The organism is Microbacterium sp., assembly GCF_047605725.1.
In the GTDB taxonomy this organism is placed as follows: Bacteria; Actinomycetota; Actinomycetes; order Actinomycetales; family Microbacteriaceae; genus Microbacterium.
Genome location: NZ_JASGFE010000039.1, coordinates 1 through 26,198, shown reverse-complemented (window position 1 = coordinate 26,198; position 26,198 = coordinate 1). Strand labels below are relative to the sequence as shown.

The 26,198-nt window shown below is 71.2% G+C and carries 20 protein-coding genes and 1 pseudogene; 11 read left to right on the top strand and 10 right to left on the bottom strand.

Going from position 1 to position 26,198, the window contains the following annotated elements; translation table 11 throughout:
• Positions 1 to 202 precede the first annotated feature (202 nt).
• The 3 genes from QM641_RS09265 (at position 203) to QM641_RS09255 (ending at position 5,446) form a co-directional block, all read left to right on the top strand.
• On the top strand, positions 203 to 991 hold the full coding sequence (locus tag QM641_RS09265) for a PP2C family protein-serine/threonine phosphatase (RefSeq protein WP_415115724.1): 789 nt from the start codon (positions 203 to 205) through the stop codon (positions 989 to 991).
• A 68-nt stretch (positions 992 to 1,059) separates the two neighbouring features.
• Complete coding sequence (locus QM641_RS09260; RefSeq protein ID WP_415115722.1) at positions 1,060 to 3,813, top strand: FtsK/SpoIIIE domain-containing protein; 2,754 nt, start codon at positions 1,060 to 1,062, stop codon at positions 3,811 to 3,813.
• An 88-nt stretch (positions 3,814 to 3,901) separates the two neighbouring features.
• Complete coding sequence (locus QM641_RS09255; protein WP_415115720.1) at positions 3,902 to 5,446, top strand: APC family permease; 1,545 nt, start codon at positions 3,902 to 3,904, stop codon at positions 5,444 to 5,446.
• An 18-nt stretch (positions 5,447 to 5,464) separates the two neighbouring features.
• On the opposite strand, the gene ald is transcribed toward QM641_RS09255, so the two are convergent.
• Together ald and QM641_RS09245 are read right to left on the bottom strand one after the other, a co-directional pair.
• Positions 5,465 to 6,580 carry an alanine dehydrogenase gene (gene ald, locus QM641_RS09250; RefSeq protein WP_415115718.1) on the bottom strand — a complete coding sequence of 372 codons (1,116 nt, stop codon included), beginning with the start codon at positions 6,578 to 6,580 and terminating at the stop codon, positions 5,465 to 5,467.
• Positions 6,581 to 6,614: 34 nt separating this feature from the next.
• A complete protein-coding gene (locus QM641_RS09245; RefSeq protein WP_415115716.1) occupies positions 6,615 to 7,604 on the bottom strand; it encodes an asparaginase in 990 nt (329 codons plus the stop codon).
• Positions 7,605 to 7,646: 42 nt separating this feature from the next.
• On the opposite strand from QM641_RS09245, the gene QM641_RS09240 reads away from it, so the two are divergent.
• The gene (locus QM641_RS09240) at positions 7,647 to 8,117 is read left to right on the top strand and encodes an OsmC family protein (protein ID WP_415115714.1); all 471 of its coding nucleotides are present in this window, start codon (positions 7,647 to 7,649) and stop codon (positions 8,115 to 8,117) included.
• A gap of 6 nt (positions 8,118 to 8,123) precedes the next feature.
• Here QM641_RS09240 and QM641_RS09235 read toward each other — a convergent pair whose 3' ends face one another.
• On the bottom strand, positions 8,124 to 8,906 hold the full coding sequence (locus tag QM641_RS09235; protein ID WP_415115712.1) for a lysophospholipid acyltransferase family protein: 783 nt from the start codon (positions 8,904 to 8,906) through the stop codon (positions 8,124 to 8,126).
• A gap of 120 nt (positions 8,907 to 9,026) precedes the next feature.
• Between QM641_RS09235 and QM641_RS09230 the strand changes: the two genes are divergently transcribed.
• A complete protein-coding gene (locus QM641_RS09230; protein WP_415115710.1) occupies positions 9,027 to 9,974 on the top strand; it encodes an FKBP-type peptidyl-prolyl cis-trans isomerase in 948 nt (315 codons plus the stop codon).
• A gap of 23 nt (positions 9,975 to 9,997) precedes the next feature.
• Complete coding sequence (gene dxr / locus QM641_RS09225) at positions 9,998 to 11,083, top strand: 1-deoxy-D-xylulose-5-phosphate reductoisomerase (protein ID WP_415115708.1); 1,086 nt, start codon at positions 9,998 to 10,000, stop codon at positions 11,081 to 11,083.
• Positions 11,084 to 11,093: 10 nt separating this feature from the next.
• Here dxr and QM641_RS09220 read toward each other — a convergent pair whose 3' ends face one another.
• A complete protein-coding gene (locus tag QM641_RS09220) occupies positions 11,094 to 12,740 on the bottom strand; it encodes a Mur ligase family protein (RefSeq protein ID WP_415115706.1) in 1,647 nt (548 codons plus the stop codon).
• 102 nt (positions 12,741 to 12,842) lie between these two features.
• Here QM641_RS09220 and QM641_RS09215 point away from each other — a divergent pair, with 102 nt between their 5' ends.
• The gene (locus QM641_RS09215; protein ID WP_415115704.1) at positions 12,843 to 14,144 is read left to right on the top strand and encodes a M50 family metallopeptidase; all 1,302 of its coding nucleotides are present in this window, start codon (positions 12,843 to 12,845) and stop codon (positions 14,142 to 14,144) included.
• On the opposite strand, the gene QM641_RS09210 is transcribed toward QM641_RS09215, so the two are convergent.
• Positions 14,141 to 16,048 carry a chorismate-binding protein gene (locus QM641_RS09210; protein ID WP_415115702.1) on the bottom strand — a complete coding sequence of 636 codons (1,908 nt, stop codon included), beginning with the start codon at positions 16,046 to 16,048 and terminating at the stop codon, positions 14,141 to 14,143. The genes QM641_RS09215 and QM641_RS09210 overlap by 4 nt on opposite strands.
• Before the next feature lie 235 nt (positions 16,049 to 16,283).
• On the opposite strand from QM641_RS09210, the gene ispG reads away from it, so the two are divergent.
• Together ispG and QM641_RS09200 are read left to right on the top strand one after the other, a co-directional pair.
• Entirely contained in the window at positions 16,284 to 17,414 is a 1,131-nt protein-coding gene (gene ispG / locus QM641_RS09205) for a flavodoxin-dependent (E)-4-hydroxy-3-methylbut-2-enyl-diphosphate synthase (protein ID WP_415115728.1), read from the top strand.
• On the top strand, positions 17,411 to 18,049 hold the full coding sequence (locus tag QM641_RS09200) for an HAD family hydrolase (protein ID WP_415115700.1): 639 nt from the start codon (positions 17,411 to 17,413) through the stop codon (positions 18,047 to 18,049). Before ispG ends, QM641_RS09200 begins: the two co-directional genes overlap by 4 nt.
• Positions 18,050 to 18,153: 104 nt before the next feature.
• Here QM641_RS09200 and QM641_RS09195 read toward each other — a convergent pair whose 3' ends face one another.
• From QM641_RS09195 to QM641_RS09175, 5 genes are all read right to left on the bottom strand, one after another.
• Positions 18,154 to 19,683: a DUF222 domain-containing protein gene (locus QM641_RS09195; protein WP_415115698.1), complete on the bottom strand. Its 1,530-nt coding sequence runs from the start codon at positions 19,681 to 19,683 to the stop codon at positions 18,154 to 18,156.
• Between the two features lie 522 nt (positions 19,684 to 20,205).
• Complete coding sequence (locus tag QM641_RS09190; protein ID WP_415115726.1) at positions 20,206 to 21,501, bottom strand: type IV secretory system conjugative DNA transfer family protein; 1,296 nt, start codon at positions 21,499 to 21,501, stop codon at positions 20,206 to 20,208.
• 5 nt (positions 21,502 to 21,506) lie between these two features.
• The gene (locus tag QM641_RS09185; protein ID WP_415115696.1) at positions 21,507 to 22,796 is read right to left on the bottom strand and encodes a hypothetical protein; all 1,290 of its coding nucleotides are present in this window, start codon (positions 22,794 to 22,796) and stop codon (positions 21,507 to 21,509) included.
• Positions 22,793 to 23,449 (bottom strand): hypothetical protein, encoded by a 657-nt coding sequence (locus QM641_RS09180; protein ID WP_415115694.1) that lies wholly within the window; start codon positions 23,447 to 23,449, stop codon positions 22,793 to 22,795. Before QM641_RS09180 ends, QM641_RS09185 begins: the two co-directional genes overlap by 4 nt.
• A 171-nt stretch (positions 23,450 to 23,620) precedes the next feature.
• Positions 23,621 to 24,430 (bottom strand): hypothetical protein, encoded by an 810-nt coding sequence (locus QM641_RS09175; RefSeq protein WP_415115692.1) that lies wholly within the window; start codon positions 24,428 to 24,430, stop codon positions 23,621 to 23,623.
• 319 nt (positions 24,431 to 24,749) lie between these two features.
• On the opposite strand from QM641_RS09175, the gene QM641_RS09170 reads away from it, so the two are divergent.
• Positions 24,750 to 25,718, top strand: coding sequence for a hypothetical protein (locus QM641_RS09170; RefSeq protein WP_415115690.1), 969 nt, complete (start codon positions 24,750 to 24,752; stop codon positions 25,716 to 25,718).
• A gap of 112 nt (positions 25,719 to 25,830) precedes the next feature.
• Positions 25,831 to 26,022, top strand: a pseudogene (locus QM641_RS09165) (4-hydroxy-3-methylbut-2-en-1-yl diphosphate synthase); the annotation flags it as partial.
• Positions 26,023 to 26,198 lie beyond the last annotated feature (176 nt).

The following is a 26,198-nucleotide window of genomic DNA, read 5'->3' as shown; positions in this document are numbered from 1 at the left end:
CCGGGTACGCGCCGCCGGCGGCGCCGCCCGCGCCCCCGGCCTACGGTACGCCGCCGGCCCCGCCGTCCTACGGTGAGCCGCCGGCCACGGAGCCGCCGGCGGACGACCAGCCCAAGCCCTGAGCGCGTGCGGCCGGGCCGGAGCGGGTCCGACCCGTCGACTAGAGTGTGAGAGCCCCACACTCGAGACGGAAGGGCGAAACGTGCCGGAACCGGCAACTCGCACGCGGACGGTGCCGATCCCCGGCGGTGAGCTCGAACTGAGCTGGGCGGCGATGACCCACCGCGGGCGCCGCCGCGACAACAACCAGGACGCGGTGCTCGCGCAGTTCCCGCTGTTCGTCGTGGCCGACGGCATGGGCGGCCATCTCGGCGGCGAGATCGCCAGCGCCAGCGCCGTCGAGCGGCTGCGCGAGGTCGTCGAGCGGGGCCAGGTCTCCCCGGATACGATCGAGGCGGCGCTCGGACGCGCCGTCGCCGACATCGTCGACCACCCCGAAGCGACAGACGAGGGCACCGGCACGACCGTGACCGGCGTCTTCCTCGACACCAGCGCCGACCAACCGGCGTGGATGACGCTGAACATCGGTGACTCGCGCGTGTACCTCGCCCGCGGGGGCGGGCTCGTCCAGGTCACGACCGACCATTCGGTGGTCCAGGAGCTCATCGCGTCGGGACGGCTCAGCCCCGACGAGGCGGAGAACCACCCGTACGGCAACATCATCACCCGCGCGGTCGGACCCAGCGACGAGGTTGTGCCCGACTACGTGCGCACCGACGTGGTCGACGGCGACCGCTTCGTGGTGTGCAGCGACGGGCTCACCAAGGAGCTGACCGACTACGGCATCCTGCACTTCCTGACCGAGAACCCCGATCCGGCCGATGCCGTGAACGCCATGCTGACCGCGGCCCTCGACAACGGCGGCCGCGACAACATCACGATCATCGTGCTGAACGCCGCACGCAGAGTCTCCTCCCCAACGGCCGATTGACGCGGACTGTCCACGGATCGTGGTGCCCGCGTCCCGCGGGGCCCGGCGTACCGCGTTGACTGGGAGGCGTGAACCACCTCGACGCGCACGATCCCGACGAGCAGCTCGCCCTGCCGCCGGAGCCGGCCCCGCCCGCCCGCCCCTCGGTGCCGGTGCTCACGGCCCTCGTGCCGATGGCCGGTGCGCTCGCGCTGTGGGGGATCACCGGCTCGCCGCACGCGCTGTGGTTCGCGGTCCTCGGCCCGCTCCTGGCCGGGGCGGGCCTGGCCGACGGATGGCGGACGGCGCGGCGCGCCCGCCGTCGTGCCGCGCGCGAGCGTCGAGCAGCCGTCGCGCAGGCACAGGACGAGCTGGAGCGCCGCCATGAGCGGGAGCGCGTGCGGCTGCGGCTGCGGCATCCGGACGTCGCCGCCTTCGCCGCCCGGCCCGACGAGGTCTGGCGGCCCGTGCCGGCGCGCGGCGACGAGCTCGTCGCGGGCAGCGGCACGGTCCGCAGCACGATGCGCGTGACCGGCGAGGGCGATGACGCGCGTGCGCTGCGCGCGGCGGCCCGGTTGCTCCCGGACGCGCCGGTGACCGTGCCGCTGGTGGGCGGCATCGCCGTGGTCGGGCCGGCCGTCCTCGCCGCCGCGGTCGCGCGGGGCCTGCTGCTGCAGGTGTGCCTGGCACTTCCGCCCGGCCGACTGCACGTCGTCGACGGCGGCGAGGCGTGGGCCGACGCGCTGCCCCACCGCGACCGGGCCGCCGCGCTCCAGGTGCGCGTGAGCGATGCCGTGGGCGCGTCGCCCGCGTTGGACCCGTCCGGCCTGCGGATCGTGCGGGTTCCCGGCGGCGCACCCCCGCCGCCGGACTGCCGGGCCGTGCTCGTGGTGACCGGCCCTGACCGTGCGCGTCTGGACGTCGACGGCGAGACGCGCGAGGTGCGCGTGGAGGCGGTCGGGCGCGCGCAGGCGGAGCGGCTGGCCGAGGCGCTCCGCGCGTGGGGCGGGCGCGGCGCGAGAGCGGAGGACACCGCGACCCTGGCGGCGCTGCTGGCCGCGCCGCCGCCGACCGGTGTGCTCGCTGCGCCCATCGGGCACAGCGCGGGTGAGCCGTTCGTCGTCGACCTCGCCGTGGACGGGCCGCACGCCATCGTCATCGGGATCACCGGCTCAGGCAAGAGCGAGCTGCTCACGACCTGGGTCGCCGCGCTGTGCGCCGCGTACGGCCCGGCGCGGGTGAGCCTACTGCTCGTGGACTTCAAGGGCGGGCGCACCTTCGACGCGCTCGCCGCCCTGCCACACGTGACGGGAGTGCTCACCGACCTCGACGAGGCGGCGGCGCTGCGCGCCGTGGAGAGCCTGCGGGCCGAGCTCCGGCATCGCGAGAGCGTGCTCGCCCGGTGCGGGGCGCGTGACGTCGACGAGGCCGGCGACGTGCTCGGCAGGCTGGTCGTGGTGGTCGACGAGTACGCCGCGCTGGTGGCGGTCCATCCGGGACTGCACGACCTGTTCGCCGACCTGTCCGCGCGGGGCCGAGCGCTCGGCATCCACCTCGTACTCGCCTCCCAGCGCGCGGCCGGCGTCTTCCGCGACGCGGTGCTGGCCAACTGCCCGCTGCGGATCAGCCTGCGCGTGGCCGATCGCGCCGACTCGCGGGCGGTGCTCGGCTCGGATGCCGCGGCGGCGCTTCCCGGACGACTCGCCGACCGCGGGCTCGCGCTCGTGCGCCGCGCCGCCGACCTCGAGCCGTCGCTCGTGCGCGTGGCCGTCTGCACCGCGCCGACCATCGCCGCCGTGGCCCGCGCGCACCCCGGTCCGCCCGCGCGGCGGCCCTGGCTGCCGGCGCTTCCCGCCGACGTGCCGCTGGGGTCGCTGCGCGTGGCGGGCGCGGTGGTGCTCGGCCTCGCCGACGAGCCGGAGCACCAGCGTCGACGTCCGGTCGTGCTGCCCGACGGGGCGGGTCTGACAGTGGTCGGGCGCGCCGGGTCGGGCAAGACCGTCGCGCTGCACGCGGTCGCCGCCCAGAGCGACCGGGCGATCATGGTCCCCGCAGATCCCGAGGCCGCGTGGGACGCCGTGGCAGGCCTGGACGAGCTGCCGCGGGGGAGCGCGGTGCTCGTCGACGATGTGGACGCGCTGCTGTCGCGCTTCCCGCCGGAGTACGCGGTCGTCGTCGCCGAGAGACTCGAGCGGTGCGCGCGCGAAGCCCGCGGCCGTGGCATCCGCCTCGTCGTCTCGGCACGCCGGCTGACCGGCGCGACCGGACGCCTGGCCGAGTTGCTGCCGCACCGGGCGCTGCTGGCGCTCTCGTCGCCGGTGGAGCACGTCGCGGCGGGCGGAGAGGCTCGCGGCTTCTGCATCGACGCGCCGCCGGGGCGCGCCCGCCTCGACCGCGTGCTCGTCCAGTTCGCCAGCGTGCCGGTGCCGCGCCCTGCCGCTTCGGTGGATGCCGTGCCGTGGGTGCCCGCGCGTGCGACGGCGTTCGTGGTGCACCCGGGTGCGGCCGCCCGGTCCGCTCTCGCGGTCTGGGCGGCCGCCGGGCGGACGATCGTGCGCCTCGACGACGCCGGCTCCGCCGCCGCGGGTCAGGACGCCGTCGTGTGGGGCGCGCCGGAGCAGTGGATAGGGCACTGGCGCGCGCTGGCGGCGGCGCGCGAGCACGCCGACCTCGTGGTCGACGCCGCGTGCGCCGCCGAGTACCGCGCCGTGACCGGAGCGCGTGAGCTGCCGCCCTACGCGCTGCCCGGTCGGTCGCGCGCGTGGCTGTGCACCCCCGAGGCGGGCGCGCACCGCGCGCGGCGCATCGTCCTGCCCGGAGGTCAGGTTCGCCTGGCGTCGTGACGTTCCTCCGCTCGGGGTCATCACGATCCGATCGCCATCAGCGTGGTGCACTTGACGGTCCGGCTCGCACGCCCCTAACGTCGCCTCTGTGACGACGACACCCATCGACCTCAGCCGCGGAGACGGCAAGGGACTGGCGGCGGGAACGCTGGGGCTGTTCGGCTCGACCGTGATCGGCCTCGCCTCGACCGCACCCGTCTACTCCCTCGTGGCGACGCTCGGCTGGGTGGTCCTGGCCGTCGGGGCCCAGGCGCCCATCGCGTTCGTCATCGCCTTCGTCCCGATGCTCTTCATCGCCTATGCGTATCGAGAGCTGAACAACGAGATCCCCGACTGCGGCACCACCTTCACGTGGGGCACGAAGGCGTTCGGCCCGTGGATCGGCTGGATGGGCGGCTGGGGAGTGGCCGTCGCCGGAATGGTCGTGCTCGCCAACCTCTCGCAGATCGCCGGCATCTACCTCTGGGCACTCGTGGGAGACGGGTCGCTCGCCGACAACGTGCCGCTCGTGACCGCCACGGGGGTCGTGTTCATCGCGGCGATGACGTGGATCAGCTGGCGCGGCGTCGAGATCGGCGAGCGCATCCAGAACCTCCTGCTCGGCATCCAGTACGTCGCGCTCGCCGTCTTCGTCGGCGCGGCCCTGTGGCAGTTCTTCGCGGGAACGGCCCCGCACCCGACGCCGTTCGACTGGGCGTGGCTCAACCCGTTCGCCTTCACGAGCTGGCACGGCTTCACGCAGGCGGTGCTGCTGGCGCTGTTCATCTACTGGGGCTGGGACACCTGCCTCGCCCTGAACGAGGAGACGAAGGACCCGAAGCGCATTCCGGGACGGGCGGCGCTCCTGACGACGGTGATCCTGCTGGTCACCTACGTCGGCGTCACGATCTCGGCCATGATGTACGCCGGTCTCGGCGAGGAAGGAGTCGGGCTTGGCAACGAGGCCAACGCCGACGACTTCTTCCTCGCCGTGAAAGATGGCCTCCTCGGGCCCTTCGGCTGGTTCCTCATGATCGCGGTCCTCATCTCGGCGGTCTCGTCGACGCAGACGACGATCCTGCCGACAGCGCGCGGCACGCTGTCGATGGGGGTGTACCGGGCACTGCCGGAGCGCTTCAAGCACGTGCACCCGACGTACAAGACGCCGTCGTTCTCCACGCTGGTGATGGGGATCGTCGCGAGCATCTACTACATCGTCATGACGCTCATCAGCGACAACATCCTGCAGGACTCGATCCTCTCGCTGGGCCTTGCGATCGCGTTCTACTACGCGATCACCGGCTACGCGTGCGTGTGGTACTTCCGGCGCGAGCTGTTCGCCTCCGGCAGCAACTTCGTCTTCAAGGGACTCCTGCCGCTGCTGGGCGCTCTCATGCTCACCTACGCGTTCGTCCAGTCCGCGATCGACATGTGGCAGCCCGACTACGGCTACTCGGTGCTGCTGGGCATCGGCGGCACGTTCGTCGTCGGGATCGGCGCGCTCCTGATCGGGGTGGTGCTGATGTTCCTGTGGTACCTCTTCCCGCGGTCGAAGCGGTTCTTCAGCGGCGAGAGCCTGAACCGCGACACGCCTGTGCTGGTGCCGGACGAGCCGGGGGAATACGGCCGGTCGGTCGACGGCGGAGCCCTCTGATCCGACGGCGCTGATCGCTCAGGCCAGGACGTCTGCCAGCGGTACCAGCGGCAGGTCGTGCGCTGCGGCCACCGCCGGGTTCACGACGGCACCGCCTGCGGTGTTCACGCCGAGCGCGAGCGCGGGGTCGGCACGCAGGGCGTCTCGCCACCCCCGCCGCGCGATCTGCCGCACGTACAGCGCCGTCGCGTTGGTGAGCGCCGAGGTGGAGGTGTTCGGCACGGCGCCGGGCATGTTCGCGACGGCGTAGAGCACACTGCCGTGCACCGGGAAGGTCGGGTCGGCGTGCGTGGTCGGGTGCGTGTCCTCGAAGCAGCCGCCCTGGTCGACCGCGATGTCCACGAGCACCGAACCGGGACGCATGCGCCGCACCATGTCGTTCGTGACGAGCTTGGGCGCCTTGGCGCCCGGGATCAGGACCGATCCGATCACGAGGTCGCTCACCATGACCGCGCGGTCGAGGTCGAGGGGGTTGGATGCCGCAGTCTTGACGCGGCCCTGGAAATGGTCGTCCAGCATCCGCAGCCGCGGGATGCTCGTGTCGAAGACCGTGACATCCGCCCCGAGTCCCACCGCGATCACGGCGGCGTTCGCGCCGGCGACCCCTCCGCCGATGATCGTGACGGTTGCCGGACGGGTGCCCGGCACACCTGACATGAGAAGGCCCAGCCCTCCGGCTGAGCGCATCAGCGTCGACGCCCCGACGAGCGGGGCCAGTCGACCGGCGACCTCGCTCATCGGAGCCAGCAGCGGCAGGCCGCCGCCGGGCAGCTGCACGGTCTCGTACGCGATCGCGGTCACGCCGTCGGCAACGAGGCGCTCGGTGAGCGGCCGGTCCGCGGCCAGGTGCAGGTAGGTGAACAGCACGAGGTCGTCGCGGAAGAAGTCGTACTCCGCGGCGATCGGCTCCTTGACCTTCAGCAGCAGTTCGGCACGGTCCCACACGTCGGCGGCCTCGTCGAGGAGCGTCGCGCCTGCCTCCTCGTACTCGTCGTCGGTCATCGAGGATCCGGCGCCGGCGCCGCGCTGCACGAAGATCTCATGACCCGCCACGGCGAGGTCGTGCACGCCCGATGGGGTCAGTGCGACGCGGTACTCGTTGTTCTTGATCTCCGTGGGGACACAGATCCTCATCGCCGATTCCTCTCCGCGCTCCGGGTGGGAGCGGCTACACGGTGGGGCGGATCACCCCGACCTTCTGCCCGCCGCCGGATACGGTCAGCGGGAGCTCTGCGATGACGCGACTGACCTGCGCGGCAGGGAGCGCGCCGGTACGCGTGAGCAGGGCCAGGGCGGTCACCGCCGCGGCCCGGTTGCCGCCGTCGAGCATCTTGAGCGCGACCGTCGTCCCGTCCGGGGCCACCATGACGCACACGCCCTCGGCACCGCTCTTGGCGAACACCCCGAGCCTCGCGGCGGCCATGGTGTCCGGCATCCCCTCGCCCTGGATCGCCCACGGGTGCTCGCGGACCGCGTGCACGAGCAGTCCGGCCGCGCGGTGCAGAGCGAACGGCGAGCGCGCCGACGACATCCCGATGCGCTGGGTCGCCCGCGCCAGGGCGGACAGGGTCATCGCGTAGACCGGGGCGCCGCAGCCGTCCACCGCCGTCGCGGCGGCTCGGGTGCCGGTCAGCCGCTCGACGAGGTCGCGAAGGTGCACCTGGAGCGGATGGGCGGGGTCGAGGTAGCCGTCCGTGTCCCAGCCGTTCGTGCGGCAGGCGAGCAGCATCGCGGCGTGCTTGCCGGAGCAGTTCATGTAGACCCGCTCCGGTCCGAGCAGCTCGCGCACGAGGGCGTCGCGCGAGGCGCGGTCCTCCGGCCAGGCGGACGGGCACGCAAGGGCCGACTCGTCCACGCCCGCCGACTCCAGGATGTCGCGCACCACGGCCACGTGCCGTTCGGTGCCCGTGTGGCTCGCGGTGGCCAGGGCCAGGCGCTCGCCGTCCAACGGCGCCCCGGCGGTCAGGCAGCCGAGCGCCTGCATGGGCTTCATGCACGAGCGCGGCAGGATCGGCTCCTCGACCGCACCCAGGGCACGCACCGTCGCTCCCTCGGGCGAGAGCACGATCGCCGCCCCTGCGTGACGGGACTCGACGAAGCCGCTGCGCTCGACCACGGCGAGCTCCACGGCGCTGTCCACAGGGAACGTCTGGCTCACCCGGTCAGCCTATCGCCGGGGCCCCGTGGCAGACTGGAGCCCATGCTGGGCGAGCATCGTTACACCGTCCGCGCGACCTGGACCGGCGACCGGGGCACCGGCACGAGCGGCTACCGCGCCTATGACCGAGCGGTGACCCTGGAGATCGACGGCAAGCCCGTGCTGGAGGCATCCGCCGACAAACCGTTCCGGGGCGATGCGACCAGATGGAACCCCGAGGACATGCTCGTGGCCGCGCTGTCGCAGTGCCACCTGCTCTCCTACCTGCACGCGTGCGTGACCGTCGGCGTCGTGGTCGTCGGCTACACCGACGAGGCCTGCGGGCTCATGGTCGAGGACGGGCGCGGCGGAGCCGCGTTCCGCGAGGTCGTGCTGCGTCCGCACGTGGTGGTCGCCGAGCCGGGGATGACGGATGCCGCGACCGCCGCTCACGCGCAGGCCCACCGCTGGTGCTTCATCGCGAACTCGGTGAACTTCCCGGTGCGACACGAGCCCACGATCGCCGTGGCGTGAGGCGTTTCAGCGCCGCTCGTGCGGCAGCACCTGACGGAGCCGCTCCACCGGGTTCTGCGCGGGCGCCTCGTTGAAGGCGTTCGCCAGCACCTGGCCGGACAGGGCGTGGATGGCCGCCATGATCTCGTCGGTGGCCAGGCGCCGCGCTCGACCGGACGAGGCCGGACCGTGCCGGGAGAGGTCGATCGGCTCGCCGTAGCGGATCGTCATGCGCGGGTGCCGACGGGGGAACCTCGCGCCCACGGGCATGGCCTCGTTCGTCCCGATGAGGCCCACCGGGACGACCTTCGCCCCGGACTCCAGAGCGAGGAACGCGGCGCCGGTGCGGCCCTTGTACAGGCGGCCGTCGAGCGAGCGCGTCCCCTCCGGGTACAGCGCGATCGCGCGCCCGGAGGCGAGGATGCGCCGCTGCTGGTCGAGCGCGTCGAGCGCGGCCTGCCCCGCGCCGCGGCGCACCGGTGTCGCACCGATCGCGGTGAAGAACTGCCGGCTGATCCAGCCGCGGAGCCCCTTGCCCTCGAAGTACGACGACTTCGCGAGGAAGTACACCGGGCGGGGGGCGAACATCGGGATGAGAAGCGAGTCGATGAACGACAGGTGGTTGCTGGCGAGGATGACCGGGCCCGTGCGGGGCATGTGGGAGCGGCCCTCGATGCGCGGGCGGTAGACCAGCCGGACCAGCAGCCCGCCGAGGTATCGACCCACGAAGTAGATCAGGCCCACCTCGGCGATCTCGTCGTGCTCGTCCGGGGACGCCGCGTCGGGTGCGGGCGTCTGCGGAACGGTCACGCCACGAGGGTACTCCCGATCCCATTCCACCGTCTGCATGAAACCTACTCTCAGCGGGGACAGAAGAAAGTCCGCAAGGATGAGGGCGTCCGCGTCTTCGTCCCCCGTGAGGTCACACTCGTGCGTCTGCGTCCGCTCGTCGCCCTGTCCATCGCCACCGCTTCGGTGGTCCTGCTCGCCGGCTGTACCGGCACCGCGGCCGAGACCGCGCCGACCTCCACCGAGACGGTCGACCTGTGCGACGCCGCCGTCGACCCCGGTGACGCCTCGAACGCCGTGCAGGTGACCGGCGACCCCGGCACGCTCTCGACGGCGACCTTCACGGCACCGCTGGAGGTGCCCGAGCTGCAGGCGACCGTGATCGCCGAGGGGGAGGGCGACCACGCGGCGTCGGGCGACTTCATCCTGTACGCCATGAGCGCGTTCGACGCGGAGACGGGCGAGCTGCTCGACTCGATCGGCTACGAGCCCGGCCAGCTGCTGCCGCAGCAGATCTCCGCGGACACCCCGCTCGGCTCGGTGCTCGGCTGCGGTGCCGCCGGCGAACGCGTCGTGGCCGCCTTCCCGGCCGGCGAGTCCTCGGGGGCTGCGGTATACATCCTCGACCTCCTCTCGATCGTGCCGAACGCGGCGTGGGGCGCAGCTCAGGACCCGGTGAAGGGGATGCCGACCGTGAAGCTGGCCGAGGGCGGCACGCCGACCATCACGATCCCCGACAGCGATCCGCCCACCGAGACCACGCTGGCCACGCTCAAGGAGGGCGACGGCATCACGGTGGAATCCGGTGACCAGGTGCTGCTCCAGTACATGGGCGTGCGATGGTCGGACGGCGAGGAGTTCGACTCCACGTGGAGCAAGGGCGGCACCCCCACCGAGCTGCAGACCACCGGCGTCGTGGCGGGGTTCCAGCAGGCGCTGGAGGGTGCCACGGTCGGCTCGCAGGTGCTGGTGGTCATCCCGCCTCAGGACGGCTACGGCGAGGGCGAGATCAACGAGACGGACCTCAAGGGCGAGACCCTCGTGTTCGTCGTGGACATCCTCGGCACGCAGCATCCGACGACGCAGTGACCCGCGACCTCTAGGCTGACGGCATGCGCCGCATCCTCGTCCTCGGCTCCACCGGCTCGATCGGCACGCAGGCGCTCGAGGTGATCAGGGCGAACCCGGGGCGGTTCGAGGTCGTCGGGCTGTCTGCGGGGACGAACCGGCGGCTGCTGGCCGCTCAGGCCGACGAGTTCGGCGTCGAGCACATGGCGCTGGGCGCCGCCGAGGCCGAGCAGCTGGTCCGCGACGTCGACGCCGACGTGGTCCTCAACGCGATCACCGGCTCGGTGGGCCTCGGGCCCACGCTCGCGGCCCTGGAGTGCGGCCGCACGCTCGCGCTCGCCAACAAGGAGTCGCTCATCGTCGGCGGCGACCTCGTCACCGCGCTCGCCGCGCCCGGCCGGATCGTTCCGGTCGACTCCGAGCACTCCGCGATCGCTCAGGCGCTACGCTCCGGCGACCGCGGGGAGGTGCGCCGACTGGTGCTCACGGCATCCGGCGGCCCGTTCCGCGGGCGCTCCCGCGCGAGCCTGGCCGACGTGACCCCCGCCGAGGCGCTCGCCCATCCGACGTGGGACATGGGACGGGTCGTGACGACGAACTCGGCGACCCTCGTCAACAAGGGCCTGGAGGTGATCGAGGCGCACCTGCTCTTCGACGTCGACTACGCCGACATCGAGGTCGTCGTCCATCCGCAGTCGATCGTGCACTCGATGGTCGAGTTCGTCGACGGGTCCACGCTGGCCCAGGCCTCACCCCCCGACATGCGACTGCCCATCTCGCTCGGGCTGGACTGGCCGCACCGGGTCGCGGGCGTCGGCAGACCGCTGGACTGGGCGGTGGCGGCGGCCTGGACCTTCGAACCCCTCGATCACGAGGCGTTCCCGGCCGTGCGGCTCGCACGCCAGGTCGGGCGGGCCGGCGGCACCTATCCAGCGGTCTACAACGCCGCCAACGAGCAGGCCGTCGACGCGTTCCACGCCGGTCGACTGTCGTTTTCCGGCATCGTCGAGATCGTCGAACGCGTCGTGGACTCCCACGAGCCACCCGCCCGGCTCACCCGGGAGTCGTTGGCCGAGGCCGAGGCGGCGGCGCGGGATGCCGCCGACCGCGCCATCGCGGCGTCGAGCTGAGCGGCCGCTCTCACTCCCAGGCGCGCGCGGGGTCGGACAGCGGGGTCTCGTCGGGCGGGTAGGGCACCGGCCAGCCCGGCTCCGGCACCGGCCAGCCGGCGTCGCGGAGGGCGCGGCGGGCGAGCTCGCGCGCGCTGTAGCGCGTGCGCACGCCCCGGATGTCGCGGTAGTCCTGGTGGCCGGGTCCCGCCCAGAGGATCGCATCGCCGTCGCCGACCAGTCGCACCGCCTCGACGATCGCGCGCTCCGGGGGCGAGTACTCGTGGATCTCGGCATCCGGGCGGGCGCGCCGCGCGGCATCGACGAGCGTGCGCCTGATCGTGTCGGGATCCTCGTGACGCGGATGGTGGTCGGTCACCACGAGGATGTCGCTGCCGGTCACGGCGGTGCGCGCCATGTCGGCGCGCTTCGTGGTGTCGCGGTCGCCGTCCGCGCCGAAGAGCATGAGCACGCGTCCGCTCGTGACGCGCCGCACCGCCGCGAGGGTCTTCTCGAACGCGTCGGCGGAGTGGCCGAAGTCGACGTAGACGGCCGGGCCGGTCGGTCCCGACACGAGCTGCGTGCGCCCCGGCGGGCGCGCCGCGATGCGCTCGCCGTCCAGCGCTGCGGTGATGCGCTCCCACTCGTACCCGCTCTCGTAGGCCATGACGATCGCCAGCGCCGCGTTGGCCGCCATGTGCCGCCCGATGACCGGGACGGTCGCCGACAGCGTCCGCGCGTCCGGTCCGCGCAGGCGGAACTCGGTGCCGTCGGCGCGCTCGGCGCCGATCTCGACGGTCCAGTCCGCGGTCGCGTCGGCGTCCTCGGCCAGCGCGGGCGTCACCACGGTGGTCACCGGGATCTCGCTGCGGCGTGCGATCTCGTCGCCGGCGGCGGAGTCGAGACTGATGACGCCGCGCCGCGCCCTCTCGCCGCGGAACAGGGCGAGCTTGGCGTCGAGGTAGGTCGCCATGTCGCCGTAGTCGTCGAGGTGGTCGTGCGTGAGGTTCGTGAAGCCTGCGACATCGAAGCGGAGGCCGTCGACGCGGTGCCGTGTGAGGCCCTGGGCGCTCACCTCGGTCGACACCGCCTCCACTCCGCGCTCGCGCATGAGGGCGAGGAGGGCGTGGAACTCGGACGCCTCGGGCGTCGTCAGCCGTGAGACGACGACCTCTCCGGCGACATGACGCTCGGCCGTGGAGGAGAGCCCCGTGACGACGCCGAGCTGGACGAGGATGCCGTCGAGCAGATGCGACACGCTGGTCTTGCCGTTTGTCCCGGTCACCGCGAACAGGCGGGGGAGCGGGTCGCCGGGGCCGGTGCGGTAGATCCAGGCGGACAGCGCGCCCAGCTGCGCGCGCGGATCGTCGACGACGAGGACCGGCAGGCCCGTGTCGGCGGCCGCTGCGGCGCCGGCGTCGTCGGTGACGATCGCGACAGCACCCCTGCGTGCCGCCTCGCGCGCGAACTCCACGCCGTGCCGAGTGCCGCCGCGCACGGCGACGAACACGTCGCCGGCGCGCAGGTCGGTGGTCGACACGGTGATGCCCGTCGCCTGGCCGGTCGGCTCGCCGATGGTGCGTTCGGCGAACCGCCCGGCGAGCTCGCGCAGGGGACGCGCCGACGGGGCGGCCGGACGCAGGACGGGCGGCAGGTGATCGCTGGCTGTGGGAAGCATATGTCCTCATGGTGACCGGGGCACCTGAGAGAAGCTTATGTCAGGCGTCTCCGCGCGGCAGGTACAGCGGACTCGAAGCGCGCGGGAGTAGCGTGGGCGCCCGTGAGCGTTCTTGCCTTCGTCGTCGGAGTCGTCGTCCTCGTGGTGGGACTCGCGGTCTCGATCGCGCTCCACGAGATCGGGCATCTGTACCCCGCCAAGAGGTTCGGGGTGCGAGTCGGGCAGTACATGATCGGGTTCGGGCCCACGCTGTGGTCGCGACGCATCGGCGAGACCGAGTACGGCGTCAAGGCGCTGCCGCTGGGCGGCTACATCTCGATGGCGGGCATGTACCCGCCCTCACCCGATCGGGGTCGGTCGGGCCGGGCCGGCGGGGGATTCTTCGCCACGATGGTGCAGGACGCGCGCACCGCCAACGACGAGACGCTCGCGGCGACCGAGCAGGGCGGCGCGTTCTACGAGCTGCCGGTGTGGAGGCGCGTGGTGATCATGCTCGGCGGCCCGGTGATGAACCTGCTGCTCGCGGTGGTGCTGTTCACGGTCGTCTTCAGCGGGATAGGCATCCAGACCGCCACCACGACGATCGCCGCCGTCAGCGAGTGCGTGCTCCCGGCCGGCTCGGAGCGCACCGCGTGCACTGCGGACGATCCGCCCTCCCCGGCTGCGGCGGCGGGGCTGCGACCGGGCGACGTGCTGGTCGCGATCGACGGTGAGCGGGTGGACGGCTTCGCCGCGGCATCCGCCGTCATCCAGGCCTCGCCGGGGGTGCCGCTGACCGTCACGGTGGAGCGGGACGGCGCCGAGCAGGAGCTGCAGCTGACGCCGGTGCGCGCCGAGCGCCAGGTCGTCGGCGCGGATGGGGAGTCCACGACGGCGGAGGTCGGGTTCGTCGGCATGACCGCCGCCGTCGACAACGTGCGGCAGCCGCTGTGGGCAGGACCGCAGGCGGCGTTCGCGAACGTCGCGCAGGTCGCCGGGATCATCGGGCAGCTGCCGGTGAAGGTCTACGAGACGGCCGTCGACCTGTTCACCGGCGCGGAGCGCGACCCGGACGGCCCGCTGTCGGTGGTCGGGGCGGGGCGCCTGGCCGGCGAGGTCGCCGCGGTGGACGCCCCCATCGTCGACCGGGTGAGCGCGATGCTGGGGCTGCTGGGCTCGCTCAACATCGCCCTGTTCGTCTTCAACCTCATCCCGCTGCTGCCGCTGGACGGCGGGCACGTCGTCGTGGCGCTGTGGGAGGGGATCCGGCGGGTGTGGGCGCGTCTGACCGGACGAGCGGCGCCGGCCCCGGTGGATGCCACCAGGCTCGTGCCGGCGACCTTCGTCGTGGTCGTGGGGCTGGTCGTCATGGGCGCGATCCTGATTCTCGCCGACGTGTTCAACCCGATCTCGGTGCTCGGTTAGCGTGCTCCGGCCAGGGCATGGCCGACCAGTCGCTCGAGCGTGTGCAGGCCGTCGCGCGACAGAATCGACTCCAGATGCCCTTGGATCGAGGCGTAACCCGGCCCGCGGAGCGCATACACGTCGCCGCTGATCGGGTCGGCGGCGACCTCGGTCTCGCCCACGCGGACGGTGCCGGCATGAACCCGCGCGGTGAACGTGTTGTAGAAGCCGATCCAGGCCCGCTCGCCGAACACGTCGACGTGCTTCTGCAGCCCCTGGTGGGGAGCGGCGAGCGGGGCGAGCGCGATCCCGAGCCGGTCGGCGAGGATCTGGTGGCTCAGACACACCGCCAGCAGCGGCGTCCCTGCCTCCAGCCGCGCGCCGACGACCTCGCGCATGCGGATCATGCGCGCGCTGTCCGGGTCGCGCGGGTCGCCGGGGCCGGGGCCCGACACGACGAGGTCCGCGTCGCGCAGCGCGTCGCCGGCGACCTCGTGCCACGGCGCGATCGCCACGGCGAAGCCGAGGTGGCGCAGTTGATGGGCGAGCATCGTCGTGAAGCGGTCCTCGGCGTCGACCACCAGCGCCGACCGGCCGGTGAAGGGGCCTGCCGCGGCGGCGACGGCATCCTGCGGGTTCAGCCAGAACGGCGCGAGCCGCGCGTTGCGCGAGGCCAGCAGGTGCGCGATGCCCGGGTCGTCGGCGAGGCGGCGCGGGCGCGCGGCGGGTGCGTCCTCGTCGTCGACGGATGCCACCTCGTCGCGCTCGACGGCTCCGATCGCGCCGAGCACGCCGGCGGCCTTGCCGTGGGTCTCGCCGACCTCGCCGTACGGGTCGGAGTGGCGCACGAGGGTCGCCCCCACCGGAACTCGCAGCCGCCCGTCCTGGAGGTACGCGGTGCGGATCAGGATCGGTGCGTCGAGGTCGTGGGAGGGCTCGCCGTCGGCGGGTGCCGTGCGGGGCGTGAAGAGCGCAGCGACGCCGGAGTAGTACCCGCGCGGGGCGCGCTCGTAGCGGGTGATGACGGTGCACGCGTTCTGCATGGGGGAGCCGGTGACGGTCGGGGCGAACATCGTCTCGCGCAGGATGTCGCGCGGGTCGAGTCGGCTGCGCCCGCGCAGCACGTACTCGGTGTGGGTGAGCCGCGACATCTCCTTCAGGTGGGGACCCGTGATGCGGCCGCCGTCGCTGCACACCGCCGACATCATCTTGAGCTCCTCGTCGACGACCATGAAGAGCTCCTCGGTCTCCTTGGTCGACTCCAGGAACTCGGTGAGCGCCGCCGCGGTCGCCCCGCCGTGCGGGTGGCGGAACGTGCCCGAGATCGGGTTCATCGTGACGACGCCGTCGTTCGCGCATACGTGCGCCTCGGGGCTCGCGCCCACGGCGACGTGGCCGGGCGTGACGATGAGGAACGTCCAGTAGGCCCCGCGCTCGTGCTCCAGGAGCGCGCGGAACCACGTGAGCCCGGCAGTCTGCGCGTCGGTGTCGACGGATGCCGTGAAGTCGCGCCGGATGACGAAGTTGGCGCCCTCGCCGCGGCCGATCTCGTCGGCGATGACGCGGCGCACGATCTCGGCGTACTCCTCGTCGGGGAGGTCGAAGCCGGCGCCTGCGAGTGGCACCGGGGCGGTGGGCAGTTGGGCGAGCGCGTCCTCCAGCGGGAGCGCCCGGTGCTCGTCGACGACGAGGCAGCGCAGCGGTGCGCCGTCGTCGTGGCAGTCGAAGCCGCGCTCGACGACCTGTCGGAACGGCACCAGGGCGAGCACCTCGCGCGGTGCGCCCGCGGCATCGGTCAGCGGGATGTCGGCCAGCAGCGGCACGTCGACGACGTCGCCGGTGAGCACCTCCACGGTCGCGCCGTCACGGCACAGGAGGGCGAAGGGCGTGTGCGGGTCGAGGCCGAACGGGGCGGAGCCGGTCATCGTCGTTCTTTCGTCGTGGGGGCGGGTCGCCCTACGAACAAGACCGCCGAGGCCTATGGCGCAGGGCGGTCTGGGTCAGTGCGTGTGCGAACGCGCGCGAAGGGCCGCCTAGGAGGCGGTCCACCAGGTGCGGTTCACGGACATGCCGCGAACCTACCACACCGGCGTTGGGTGTTCAGGACGGCGACGGTGGTGCGGGCGTAGGGTGGATGCCGTGCCAGCAGTCAATCTCGGGATGCCCGCCGTGCCCGACGTGCTCGCCCCGCGCCGCAGGAGCCGGCAGATCCGGGTGGGCAAGGTGCTCGTCGGAGGCACCGCGCCGGTGAGCGTGCAGTCGATGACGACGACGCCGACCACGAACATCAACGCGACGCTGCAGCAGATCGCGGAGTTGACGGCATCGGGCTGCGAGATCGTGCGCGTCGCCGTGCCTTCGCAGGACGACGCCGACGTGCTGCACATCATCGCGGCGAAGAGCCAGATCCCGGTGATCGCCGACATCCACTTCCAGCCGAAGTACGTCTTCCAGGCGATCGACGCCGGCTGCGCCGCGGTTCGGGTGAACCCGGGCAACATCCGCAAGTTCGACGACCAGGTCGGCGCGATCGCCGCTGCGGCGAAGGCCGCAGGGGTGTCGCTGCGCATCGGCGTGAACGCGGGGTCGCTCGATCGGCGCCTGCTCGAGAAGTACGGCAAGGCGACGCCCGAGGCGCTCGTGGAGAGCGCCGTCTGGGAGGCATCGCTGTTCGAGGAGCACGACTTCCACGACTTCAAGATCTCGGTCAAGCACAACGACCCGATCGTCATGGTGAAGGCGTACCGGCTGCTGGCCGAGCGCGGCGACTGGCCGTTGCACCTCGGGGTGACCGAGGCGGGGCCGGCGTTCCAGGGCACGATCAAGTCGGCGACGGCGTTCGGCATCCTCCTCGCCGAGGGGATCGGCGACACGATCCGCGTCTCGCTGTCGGCGCCGCCGGCCGAAGAGGTCAAGGTCGGGCACCAGATTCTGCAGTCTCTCAATCTGCGGGAACGGAAGCTGGAGATCGTGTCGTGCCCGTCGTGCGGGCGGGCGCAGGTCGACGTGTACACGCTCGCCGACAGCGTGACCGAGGGGCTGAAGGACATGACCGTGCCGCTGCGCGTGGCGGTGATGGGCTGCGTCGTCAACGGACCCGGTGAGGCGCGCGAGGCGGACCTGGGGGTGGCATCCGGCAACGGCAAGGGCCAGATCTTCGTGAAGGGCGAGGTCATCAAGACGGTGCCCGAGGCCGACATCGTCGCGACCCTGATCGCAGAGGCGAACCGGATCGCCGACGAGATGGGGCCGGGTGCCCCGGTCGGCGCGGCAGAGGTCGTCACTGCGTGAGCCTGGGTGCCTCGTCGCCGGTGCGCGCGGTCTGCTGGGACTGGAACGGCACGCTGCTGGACGATGTCGAGATCTGCCGCGCGGTGATGAGCCGGGTGCTGGTCAGCTACGGGCTGCCGCCGCTCGCCGACCTCGCGTCCTACCGGCGTGCGTTCCGCTTCCCGATCCCTGACTTCTATGCCGATGTCGGTCTCGACGCCGCTGTGTATCGAGACGCCGCAGACCAGTACCTTCGATGGCTCGCAGAGTGCATCGGCGACGCCGAGCTGCATGTCGACGCGCTGCACACGCTCGACGGCCTGGCGGGCCGTGGGGTGCGCCAGGTTCTCGCGTCGGCGACACTGCCCGAGGCTCTCGCGCGGCAGATGCTTCCGCATGCCATCGAGGATCGGTTCGAGGCGGTCCTCACGATCGCCGACGCGTTTCGTGCATCCAAGCACGGTGCCATCGAGGACTGGCTGGCTGTCTCCGGGCTGGAGCCTCATGACGTGCTCATGGTCGGGGACACCAATCACGACCACGAGATCGCCGATGCTCTCGGCTGCCGTTTCGTTCACTTCGACGGCGGGCATCAGCGGGCTCCTCGCGGCGTGCGCCGCATCGGTGCGCTGAAGGAGCTGCACGCGCTGCTGTGACGGTGCGTTCGGGCGTCCGGGCGTGCGGGCGTGCGGGTGTGCGGGTGTTCGAGCGGTCAGGCCGCCGGGTGGTCAGGCCGCCGGGTGGTCAGGCCGCCGGGTGGTCATGCCGCTGGGCGGAACCTTCGCGGTGGCGGGTCGATGCCGGCCCACGCGTAGGCGAGGTGGAGCCGGGGCTTGAGCACGATGGAGTCGTGGCCCGGCCGGTGGAGGACGAAGTCGCCGAGCCCGTCGCGCGTGATGCGCCACCCGCCGTGATGCAGCGCCATATGGTGGAATCGGCAGAGCAGAATCCCCCGGTCGACGTCTGTTCTTCCGTGATCTGCCGCCCACTCGTCGAGATGGTGGGCTTCGCAGTAGTGCGCGGGCCGGTCGCACCCGGGGATGCGGCATCCGCCGTCGCGGAGTGCGAGGGTCAGCCGCTGCTTCGGTGAGAACAGCCGTGCCTCGCGGCCCAGGTAGAGCGGGTTGCCGTCGCGGTCGACGGTGATCTCGGTCGTGGCCGTGTCGCACGTGTGCTGCGCCGCGGCCCACGCGGGGACGACGTCGCCGGTGTCCTCCAGGTGCGCGGCGTCGGCTCCGGGGCTCGCCGTGTCGATGACGGTGACCATCCGCACGCCGGCCTGCTTCGTTCCGAACACGGCCTCGGCGTCGGCGAGCGCGCCCGAGCGCAGGACGTCCATCATCAGGTCGTACGCGAGCTGGTCGTTGGTCCGTGGGTCGGCGACCAGCTCCTCCGCACGGGCCTTCTCGTCGGCGTCGACGAAGCGGGGCCCGCCGCGTCGCGGCCGGAGGGCGGTGTCGATGATCGTGCGCACCCACGCGGCGCCCAGGTCGTCGAAGGAGAACGATCCACGATGGATGCCGTCGGCGTCGGTCCACATTCGGAATGCGCGGGCCTCGAATCGCGCCAGGTGGCGACGTTCGGCGCCGTCGGGGTCGAGTCGGTCGCGGATCGCCCTCGCCTCGATCCGCAGTTCCTCCACTGTCCGCTGGGACGCCTCCTGAACGAGTTCCTGCGCGGCGAGCGACCACGCCTCGACGGTGGCCGCGTCGATCGCGGCGATGCACGCGCACGGTGCCTCCGTGTGGTCGTCACGGGACGCGCACGAGCACTCGAACGAGTCGGGGTCGACGGCCGGTGGCTCCCCGAGGTTGCGCAGGATCGCATCGTGCTGCGCGGACGAGACCGTTCCGGCCAGGAGCGCCTGGCCCAGGGGAGCGTGCCAGGGTTCGGCGGGCTCCTCGGTCGCCGGGGTCGCCGCACCGTCCTCGTCCTCGGGCCTGCCGGGCGTGGTCGCCTCGAGCAGCGACTCTCCGAGACGCACGTGCTTGGCGGCATCCGCCCGCGTCGAGCCGGTCAGCTCCTGAACGAGGGAGACCGTGTTGCGGTGCCCGCGTTTCTGGGCCAACCCTTTGTGTCCCGCCTCCCGCGTCGAGCGGCGCGCCGCGACCCCGGATGCCACGATCCCGAGCCGTTCCGCCGCCCGTGCCAACGCCCCGGCATCCCGGATCACGGCGGCCACGTCGTCGTCGCACAGCCCGCTCACCGCGGCCGCGGCATCCTCCGCATCGTCACCGAGCAGCACGCGGAGCCGGTCCACGTGCTGGTCGAGTTCGGTGAAGATCGCCATACTTCATACAAGCACGAGCCTCCGACATTCAAAGATTGCTTCGATCATGTAGAGACGGTCGAAAGTCACAGAACCATGACGGTTGCAAGTGATGAACCGGCCTGCGGGTAGCTGCGGCATCCACCTTCGCTTGGCGCGTATGGTCGCCGATCGCTGGGTTGGCGACCAAATGGGCCAGGTCTGCGGGCGGCCCGCGGTGCTGACTTGGCGCGTATGGTCGCGAGCGCGGGGATTCGCGACCATACGCGACCAGTGAACGCTGCGCCGGCTCAGAGGTGCGGCCGCCGGTGGCCGCCGCGCGAGCCGACGCCACCGGGCTCAGCCGGCGTGCCTCCGCGCGCGGCGCGACGTCGCGGTGCAGCATCTCGATCAGCTGCGGATCGCCGCCGAGTTCGATGTTCCACTTTCACCCGCATGCGGATGCCGTCAGACTAGGTCGAACTCCGCCCGCCGGCATGGGCAGTTCCGTCCCAGCATCTGAACGGTGATGTGCACTGTGCACACCGCCTCGGTCCGAACGAGCTACGGATGCCGGAAGGTGAAACGCACGGGCGGGTGGTTCGGTGCGGCGGCGATGCAACTGCCCACCGGCAGCGCCGACAGATCCCAGTCTTCGACCACGTAGCCATCGGAGACCTCCTCACGGATCCCGTTGTTGCGCACCGTCGAGTCGAATCTCGTGATCTTGCGGTTGCGACCGAAGCGGTCGCGGACGAAGTCCCGGGACCCGCCGTCGTAGAGGCGGAACGCGAAGACCGTTCCGAACGCGGACAGCACAGAAGCGGCCAGGAGTTCCCCGTACATGGCCTCCACCTGCCGGATGTTCTGGGTGCCGACGACGAAGCGCAGTCCGAGAGAGCGCCCGAAGTTGAGACCGTTCGACAAGTGCATCAGCTCGGGCAGCAGGGCGAACTCGTCGAGCACGAAGAACACCCGACCTGCCGCGCGGCCGCGCGACATCGCCTCTTTCATCGCCACGTCGAGCATCGCCTTGTAGACGGGCGCCAGCATGCTCCCGGAGGCGATGTCGTACTCCAGAAACAGCGCTCTCGCCTCTTTCCGACGCAGGAAGCGCCGGATCGAGAAATCCCCCGGTCTGCCGAACGCGGATCGGAACGACTCCTGGATGACCTGCTGCATGAAGGCGAGCGTCGCCGTGGCCGAGTTGCTGCCCTCCTTGGCGATGTACTGCTTCGCCCCTCGGAGGTCCGCGTTCTCCGGCCGGTCGAGCAGCGCATGCATCTCGGGTACGGACATGCCGCTGACGACCAGCCGGATGTCCTGGTTCGTGCGTGCACCGGACTCGCGGACCATCGCGGTCACCAGAGCAACGAACACGTCGCGCGCGGCGTTGGCGAAATACGCATTGTCGCCTGCTTTGCCGATCAGCGATGCGAACAGCCCGCTGCACAGCTCCATGATCTCGTCATCGACGTCACGACCAAGGGGAAGATCCTCGAACTCGGCGAACAGGTTCCAGGTGACCTGCCCGCGGTAGATGTCCGCCGTCGTCGCCGCGATCACGGCATCGCCGTCGCGGTGGAAGGACTCGTAGTAGTCGCCTTTGGTGTCGAAGAACACCATCACGTCGTTGGCGGTCATCGCCTGGCGGATGGATCTCACCAGAGCCCTCATGCCCACGGTCTTGCCGGTGCCGATCCCGCCGAGGTACAGCACGTGCCTGCCGAGATCCGCATCATCGAAGCCGATCGACGTGCCGTCGACCCCGTAGACACCCGCCTGCGGCGAGGCCGGACCGAGATACCCCGCAGCATCATGCAGCACGTCGCCGCTGACGACCTCCTCGGAGAAGAACATGCCGGTCACCCAACATCCGGTTCGGGATCGTCCTGTTGGGGATCGTCCTGTTGCGGGTTATCGGGTGCCGGGTTCCCCGGCGCCCGATAACCCGGCACCGGGTCGCTGGAGTCTGGACTGTCAGGGGCCGAGACTTCCGACTCCGGCCCCCGCGGATCCGCGTCCATCTCGGGATCAGTCGGCGTCTCGCCCTCGACGTCCGGCGCAGGGTGCGGGGCCACCTCCTGAGCCGCATCGTGCCGCGTCTGTTCTGCGGGAGCCATCGCCGCAGCGGAGTCCTCGTCGGCACCTGTGGTGGAGTCCGATCCTCGATCAGACGCTGGTTCCGGAGGGAGAGCGGACCCAGGTGTGCGCTCCACATCGTCATCGGCCGCCGACGGCCCTGATGGCGCCACCGATTCAGCCTCCGAGATGTCATCCCGCATCTGTCCGCTTTCGTCTGCGGTCTCAGGGTCATGATCGCCACGAGGATGCGAATGATCGGTTGCCGTCTCCTGAGCACCCTCACGCGCACCTGGATCCATCCCGGCCCCCGCTTCGGCGCTCAGATCGTCATCGACCGCATCCGACTCCGGGCGTTCCTCCGGATCCTCTTCGGCATCGCCGGCCTGAGTGCGTCGGCTGGCCTCGATTGAATCATCCGGCTCGCCTGAGCTGTCGGGCTCCCCATGTGGCGGCTCCTGCGGGTCGTCGTCGGACGAGGGGCCGCGGATGCCGGTACCGGACTCGGCCTGATCGACCGCGAGGATTTCGTCAACCGGCTCGCCGCTGACATCCGAGGGGTCTGCCTCCCGCGCATCCCACGCATCGATCAGCCCCTGCTCCAACGCGTCGTAGTAGGCCTCGCGATCGAACGGCGTCAGTTCGATGAATGCCCGCTGCTGACGGAAGAACTCCGCGCCCTGAAGCGCTGCGCCGTCGAGCTCTCGGGTACCACCGCGTTCGCGTTCGATGCGCAGCCCGTGCAGATACTGCTCCCGGTCCGTCGCATTCGCAGGTCGCGAACGCCCCTCCCCCTCGCCCACAGATCGGGCGTTCTCGTTCACCACGTCCGATTCCGACACGAGGCCATGTCGACGGGCATCCCCCACGACACCGATGCCCTGCCAGACGCCGCCGGCGATCGACGCGACGCCTCCGAGGTCCGTGCTCGCGACTCGAACTCCGCCCGAGACCAGTTTGGCCGTGGCTCCCAGGCTGCGCGGGACGAGGTCCACGGCGGCAGGACCGAAGGTGCGTTGCTGCCATGCGATGAAACGGTCCTTGCCGCGCAGGAACGCACGGATCAGATTCATCCCCGTACCCCTGCCCGATCGATGACGAACACGCCTCCGAGATCGCCCCGGAACAGTTCGACAGGCATTGCCACCGACGAGTACATGTCGGCGAGGAACTCTCCGATGGTCAGTTCCGGTGCTGCCCCACGATGCCAGTCGGCGAGATAGGCGAAATCCGGGTCTTCCTGGATCAACGGGACCATCGCGTCGATGATGTGCAGCAGAAGATCGAACGTGCTTGCGCCGGCGGGCAGGTCCAACCGCTGCGTTAGCGCCCACCAGTCCACCGTCGGCCCGCCGAGGCGGACGACGACACCGCTCGGGGCGAGGATGTCGTGCACCGGCAGACCGAACGTCTCGCTCTCCCCCGGCACCGGGCCGATGTACTCGCCACCTGCGCGGATCGAGAGATCCTCACGAAGCAGGAGGCCGTCCGACACGTCGACCACGGCCAGCGCCTGGCTCTTGATGAGCGACAGCGCAGCAGATCGCAGATCGAGCGGGAGTTGTCCGGCGGGAAGCAGCCGCTGCGTCCCGATCATCTCTGCGAGCCGCGCCTCGCCCGAAGATAGCCGGATCTCCCGACCTGCCTGGACGAGCGTCGCACCGTGGAACTCGCCAGGCAGCAAGAAGTGTGCGTCTGGGTCGGCGAACAGTGCTGGTGCGGGCACGCGCGCCCGCGAGGCTTCTGCCGCCCGACGTGCCAGACGGACCCCTGCGAGGAAGGAGCCCGCGTCGACGTGCGGATGCTCCGCGCGAAGTCGTTCGACCTCATCCGCGGCAACGGCGCGGGCACGACGGCCAATTTCGCCGTCGTGGCTGTCACTCCGACGCGGCATCCGTCACCCCTGTCCCGCGAGCTTACCGCGCGACTGGACGTCGAGGATCAGGGTGCCCAGCTCGAACGCCACACGGTCAACGTTCTCCGGGGGAGCGAATCTCTGAGCATCCTGCGCTCGGAACACACCGAGCTCACGGATGACCACCCAGCCGAGAATGGCGATGCCGATGAAGAGCCCGAAGACGATGAACAGCAGGAGCAGGACGAGGAGCGCGGGCAGATCGGCCTCTCCGGCGATCGGATGAGACTTGTCCGGCCCGAGAATCCGGATGTGCGTCGTCGGCCTCCGAAGGACCAGCGCGACGACCAGCCCGATGATCAGCGACGCGATGCCGATGGGCACGAACAGAGACGTCACGCCCGCGAGCGCACCGAATGGGTCGTATCCGTAGGAAGACGCTGAAGACGTTGCGGCACCCGCGGACACGAGACCGAGGATGAGCAGGATGAGGAAGTTCAGTCCGGATCCGATCAGGGCGACGAGTCCGAGCGCGTCGTATCCGATATGACGGCCGACTTCGATGCCCTCGATCTTGTGGATGTGGAACTCACGGGAGTGAATGGACGACGAGGACACTGAGCGGGCCTCCGCCGAGTACACCAGCCGCGAGTCCGTGACGAACAGGTAGCTGACCAGTCTGCCCAGCGGCCGCTGCGCACGAGCCAGGGGGAAGACACCCAGCACTGCTTCATCTGGCAGCAGCCGGAACGGGTAGGACGCGCTCAGATCCCCCGTCAACGGGTCTGAGACGCTCCGGCCGAGCGATTCGCCAGCGACCTCGTCCTCGTCGGGAGTGTCTGGTGTGAACATCATCGATCCCCTCCGGTTCACGGACCACTGGCATCAGCGGTGGCGGTCCGTCTGGGTATCCTATCCACCAGGCGATTCGGGACGGTGCGGGGGAAACATGACCGAGCAGGGCGAAGCGGACGCCACGCAGCCGAGGCCCTCACTGCTCGATGCGGACTTCGGTGTGTCAGCATCCCGTACCACCCGCCCGTCGCTCACGGGATTGTCATCCATCCCGCCCACCGCGGATGCCCGGAACCGGGGCGGCCTCTTGCACGATGCTCCGCCGACGCCCGGACCGGCGACGCCGCCGACGGTCCCCGCGTCACCCCGCGAGCCGATGTCCCCACAGCGCAGGCGGCTGATCAAGCGCCTCCTGATCGGCATCGGCAGCATCGCTGCACTCGTCGCAGCTGGGAGCATCGTCGTGTCCGTGCTGAACTCCCAGCGCGGGCCGGAGTCCGTCGTCCAGGCGTATCTCGATCACCTCTCCAGCGGAGACGCTACCGGCGCAGCCGAGCTCGTCGACCCGGGCGTCCCGAACGGCCAGCGGACTCTGCTGACCGACGAAGCGCTCACCGCCGCCGACCATCGGCTGAAAGTCGTCGCGCTGCATACTGAAGCGCAGGGCGACGCGGCCAACGTCACAGCCACCCTCTCTGTCGACGGCGAGCAGTTCGAGCACGTCTTCACGGCCCGCAAAGGTCCGACGGAGTTCCTTCTCCTCGACACCTGGCAGGTGACGCAGTCGCTGATCTCCCCCGTCCAGGTCACGGCTGACGCCACTGACGAGGTCCTTCTCGGAGATCTGGTGATCCCGGCTTCTCGACTCGGGAACGAACAGTTCGATCCCCTGTGGATCTACCCCGGCTCCTACACCTTCACCGCCGCCGACGACCGGTTCTACGATTCCGGCGAGGTCGCGGTCCGCATCCTCAGCCCCGACGGCGGCATCGTGTCCGTCCACGTCGAGCAGACACCCTCCGAAGCGCTGCGCGACCTCGTGCTGGAGAAAGCCCGGCAGCGGGTCACGGCGTGCGCGACGGTGCCGACGAACGTCGACGCCATGTGCCCGGCGGCGGCGCGCCGCACCGACCTGGAGTCGCTGACCGTGACGGCCCTGCCCGACGGGCTGGAAGATCTGACCCTGACCGAATGGACGGCGGACGAGGCCGTCATCACGACGCAGCGCCAACCGAGCACCTTCATGACCTTCCAACCGGAGAAGACGACCTTTCGCCTCTCCGGAACCATCGATCTCTCGGGTGAGGAGCCGGTGGTCTCCTTCGGCGATGCCGGATGGTGGTGAGTATCCCAGTCCCGGTGGAAGAGTGCCCGACACCCGGTCAGCGCAGCTGCACGATGCGCCCGGACGCGCCCCAGGCCCGGTCCGCCGTCAGCACCTGCCGGTCCAGCCGCTCGGCGAGAGCGATGCGGGCGAGGCGGACCTGGGGGTGGCATCCGGCAACGGCAAGGGCCAGATCTTCGTGAAGGGCGAGGTCATCAAGACGGTGCCCGATGCCGACATCGTCGCGACCCTGATCGCAGAGGCGAACCGGATCGCGACGAGATGGGGCCGCCCGGTCGGTGCCGCGCAGGTCGTCACGGCGTGAGCCTTCGGGCCTCGTCGCCCACCTACGCGCCAAGCGTGCGGGCGGCCCGCGGTCCTGACTGGTCGCGTATGGTCGCGAGCGCGGAGATCCGCGACCATACGTGACCAGTGAACGCTGCGCCGGCCGACGCCGCGGCCGCCAGTGGCCGCTGCGCGAGCCGACCCCCGGGCCGGCTC

What these genes read in the sequence shown, in the direction of transcription:
- QM641_RS09190 (WP_415115726.1), bottom strand. Translation starts at nt 21,501, where the DNA reads ATGTTCTTCTCCGAGGAGGTCGTCAGCGGCGACGTGCTGCATGATGCT.
- QM641_RS09195 (WP_415115698.1), bottom strand. Translation starts at nt 19,683, where the DNA reads ATGGCGATCTTCACCGAACTCGACCAGCACGTGGACCGGCTCCGCGTG.
- QM641_RS09185 (WP_415115696.1), bottom strand. Translation starts at nt 22,796, where the DNA reads ATGAATCTGATCCGTGCGTTCCTGCGCGGCAAGGACCGTTTCATCGCA.
- ispG (WP_415115728.1), top strand. Translation starts at nt 16,284, where the DNA reads ATGCCCGCCGTGCCCGACGTGCTCGCCCCGCGCCGCAGGAGCCGGCAG.
- QM641_RS09175 (WP_415115692.1), bottom strand. Translation starts at nt 24,430, where the DNA reads ATGTTCACACCAGACACTCCCGACGAGGACGAGGTCGCTGGCGAATCG.
- ald (WP_415115718.1), bottom strand. Translation starts at nt 6,580, where the DNA reads ATGAGGATCTGTGTCCCCACGGAGATCAAGAACAACGAGTACCGCGTC.
- QM641_RS09220 (WP_415115706.1), bottom strand. Translation starts at nt 12,740, where the DNA reads ATGCTTCCCACAGCCAGCGATCACCTGCCGCCCGTCCTGCGTCCGGCC.
- QM641_RS09170 (WP_415115690.1), top strand. Translation starts at nt 24,750, where the DNA reads ATGTCCCCACAGCGCAGGCGGCTGATCAAGCGCCTCCTGATCGGCATC.
- QM641_RS09210 (WP_415115702.1), bottom strand. Translation starts at nt 16,048, where the DNA reads ATGACCGGCTCCGCCCCGTTCGGCCTCGACCCGCACACGCCCTTCGCC.
- QM641_RS09240 (WP_415115714.1), top strand. Translation starts at nt 7,647, where the DNA reads ATGCTGGGCGAGCATCGTTACACCGTCCGCGCGACCTGGACCGGCGAC.
- dxr (WP_415115708.1), top strand. Translation starts at nt 9,998, where the DNA reads ATGCGCCGCATCCTCGTCCTCGGCTCCACCGGCTCGATCGGCACGCAG.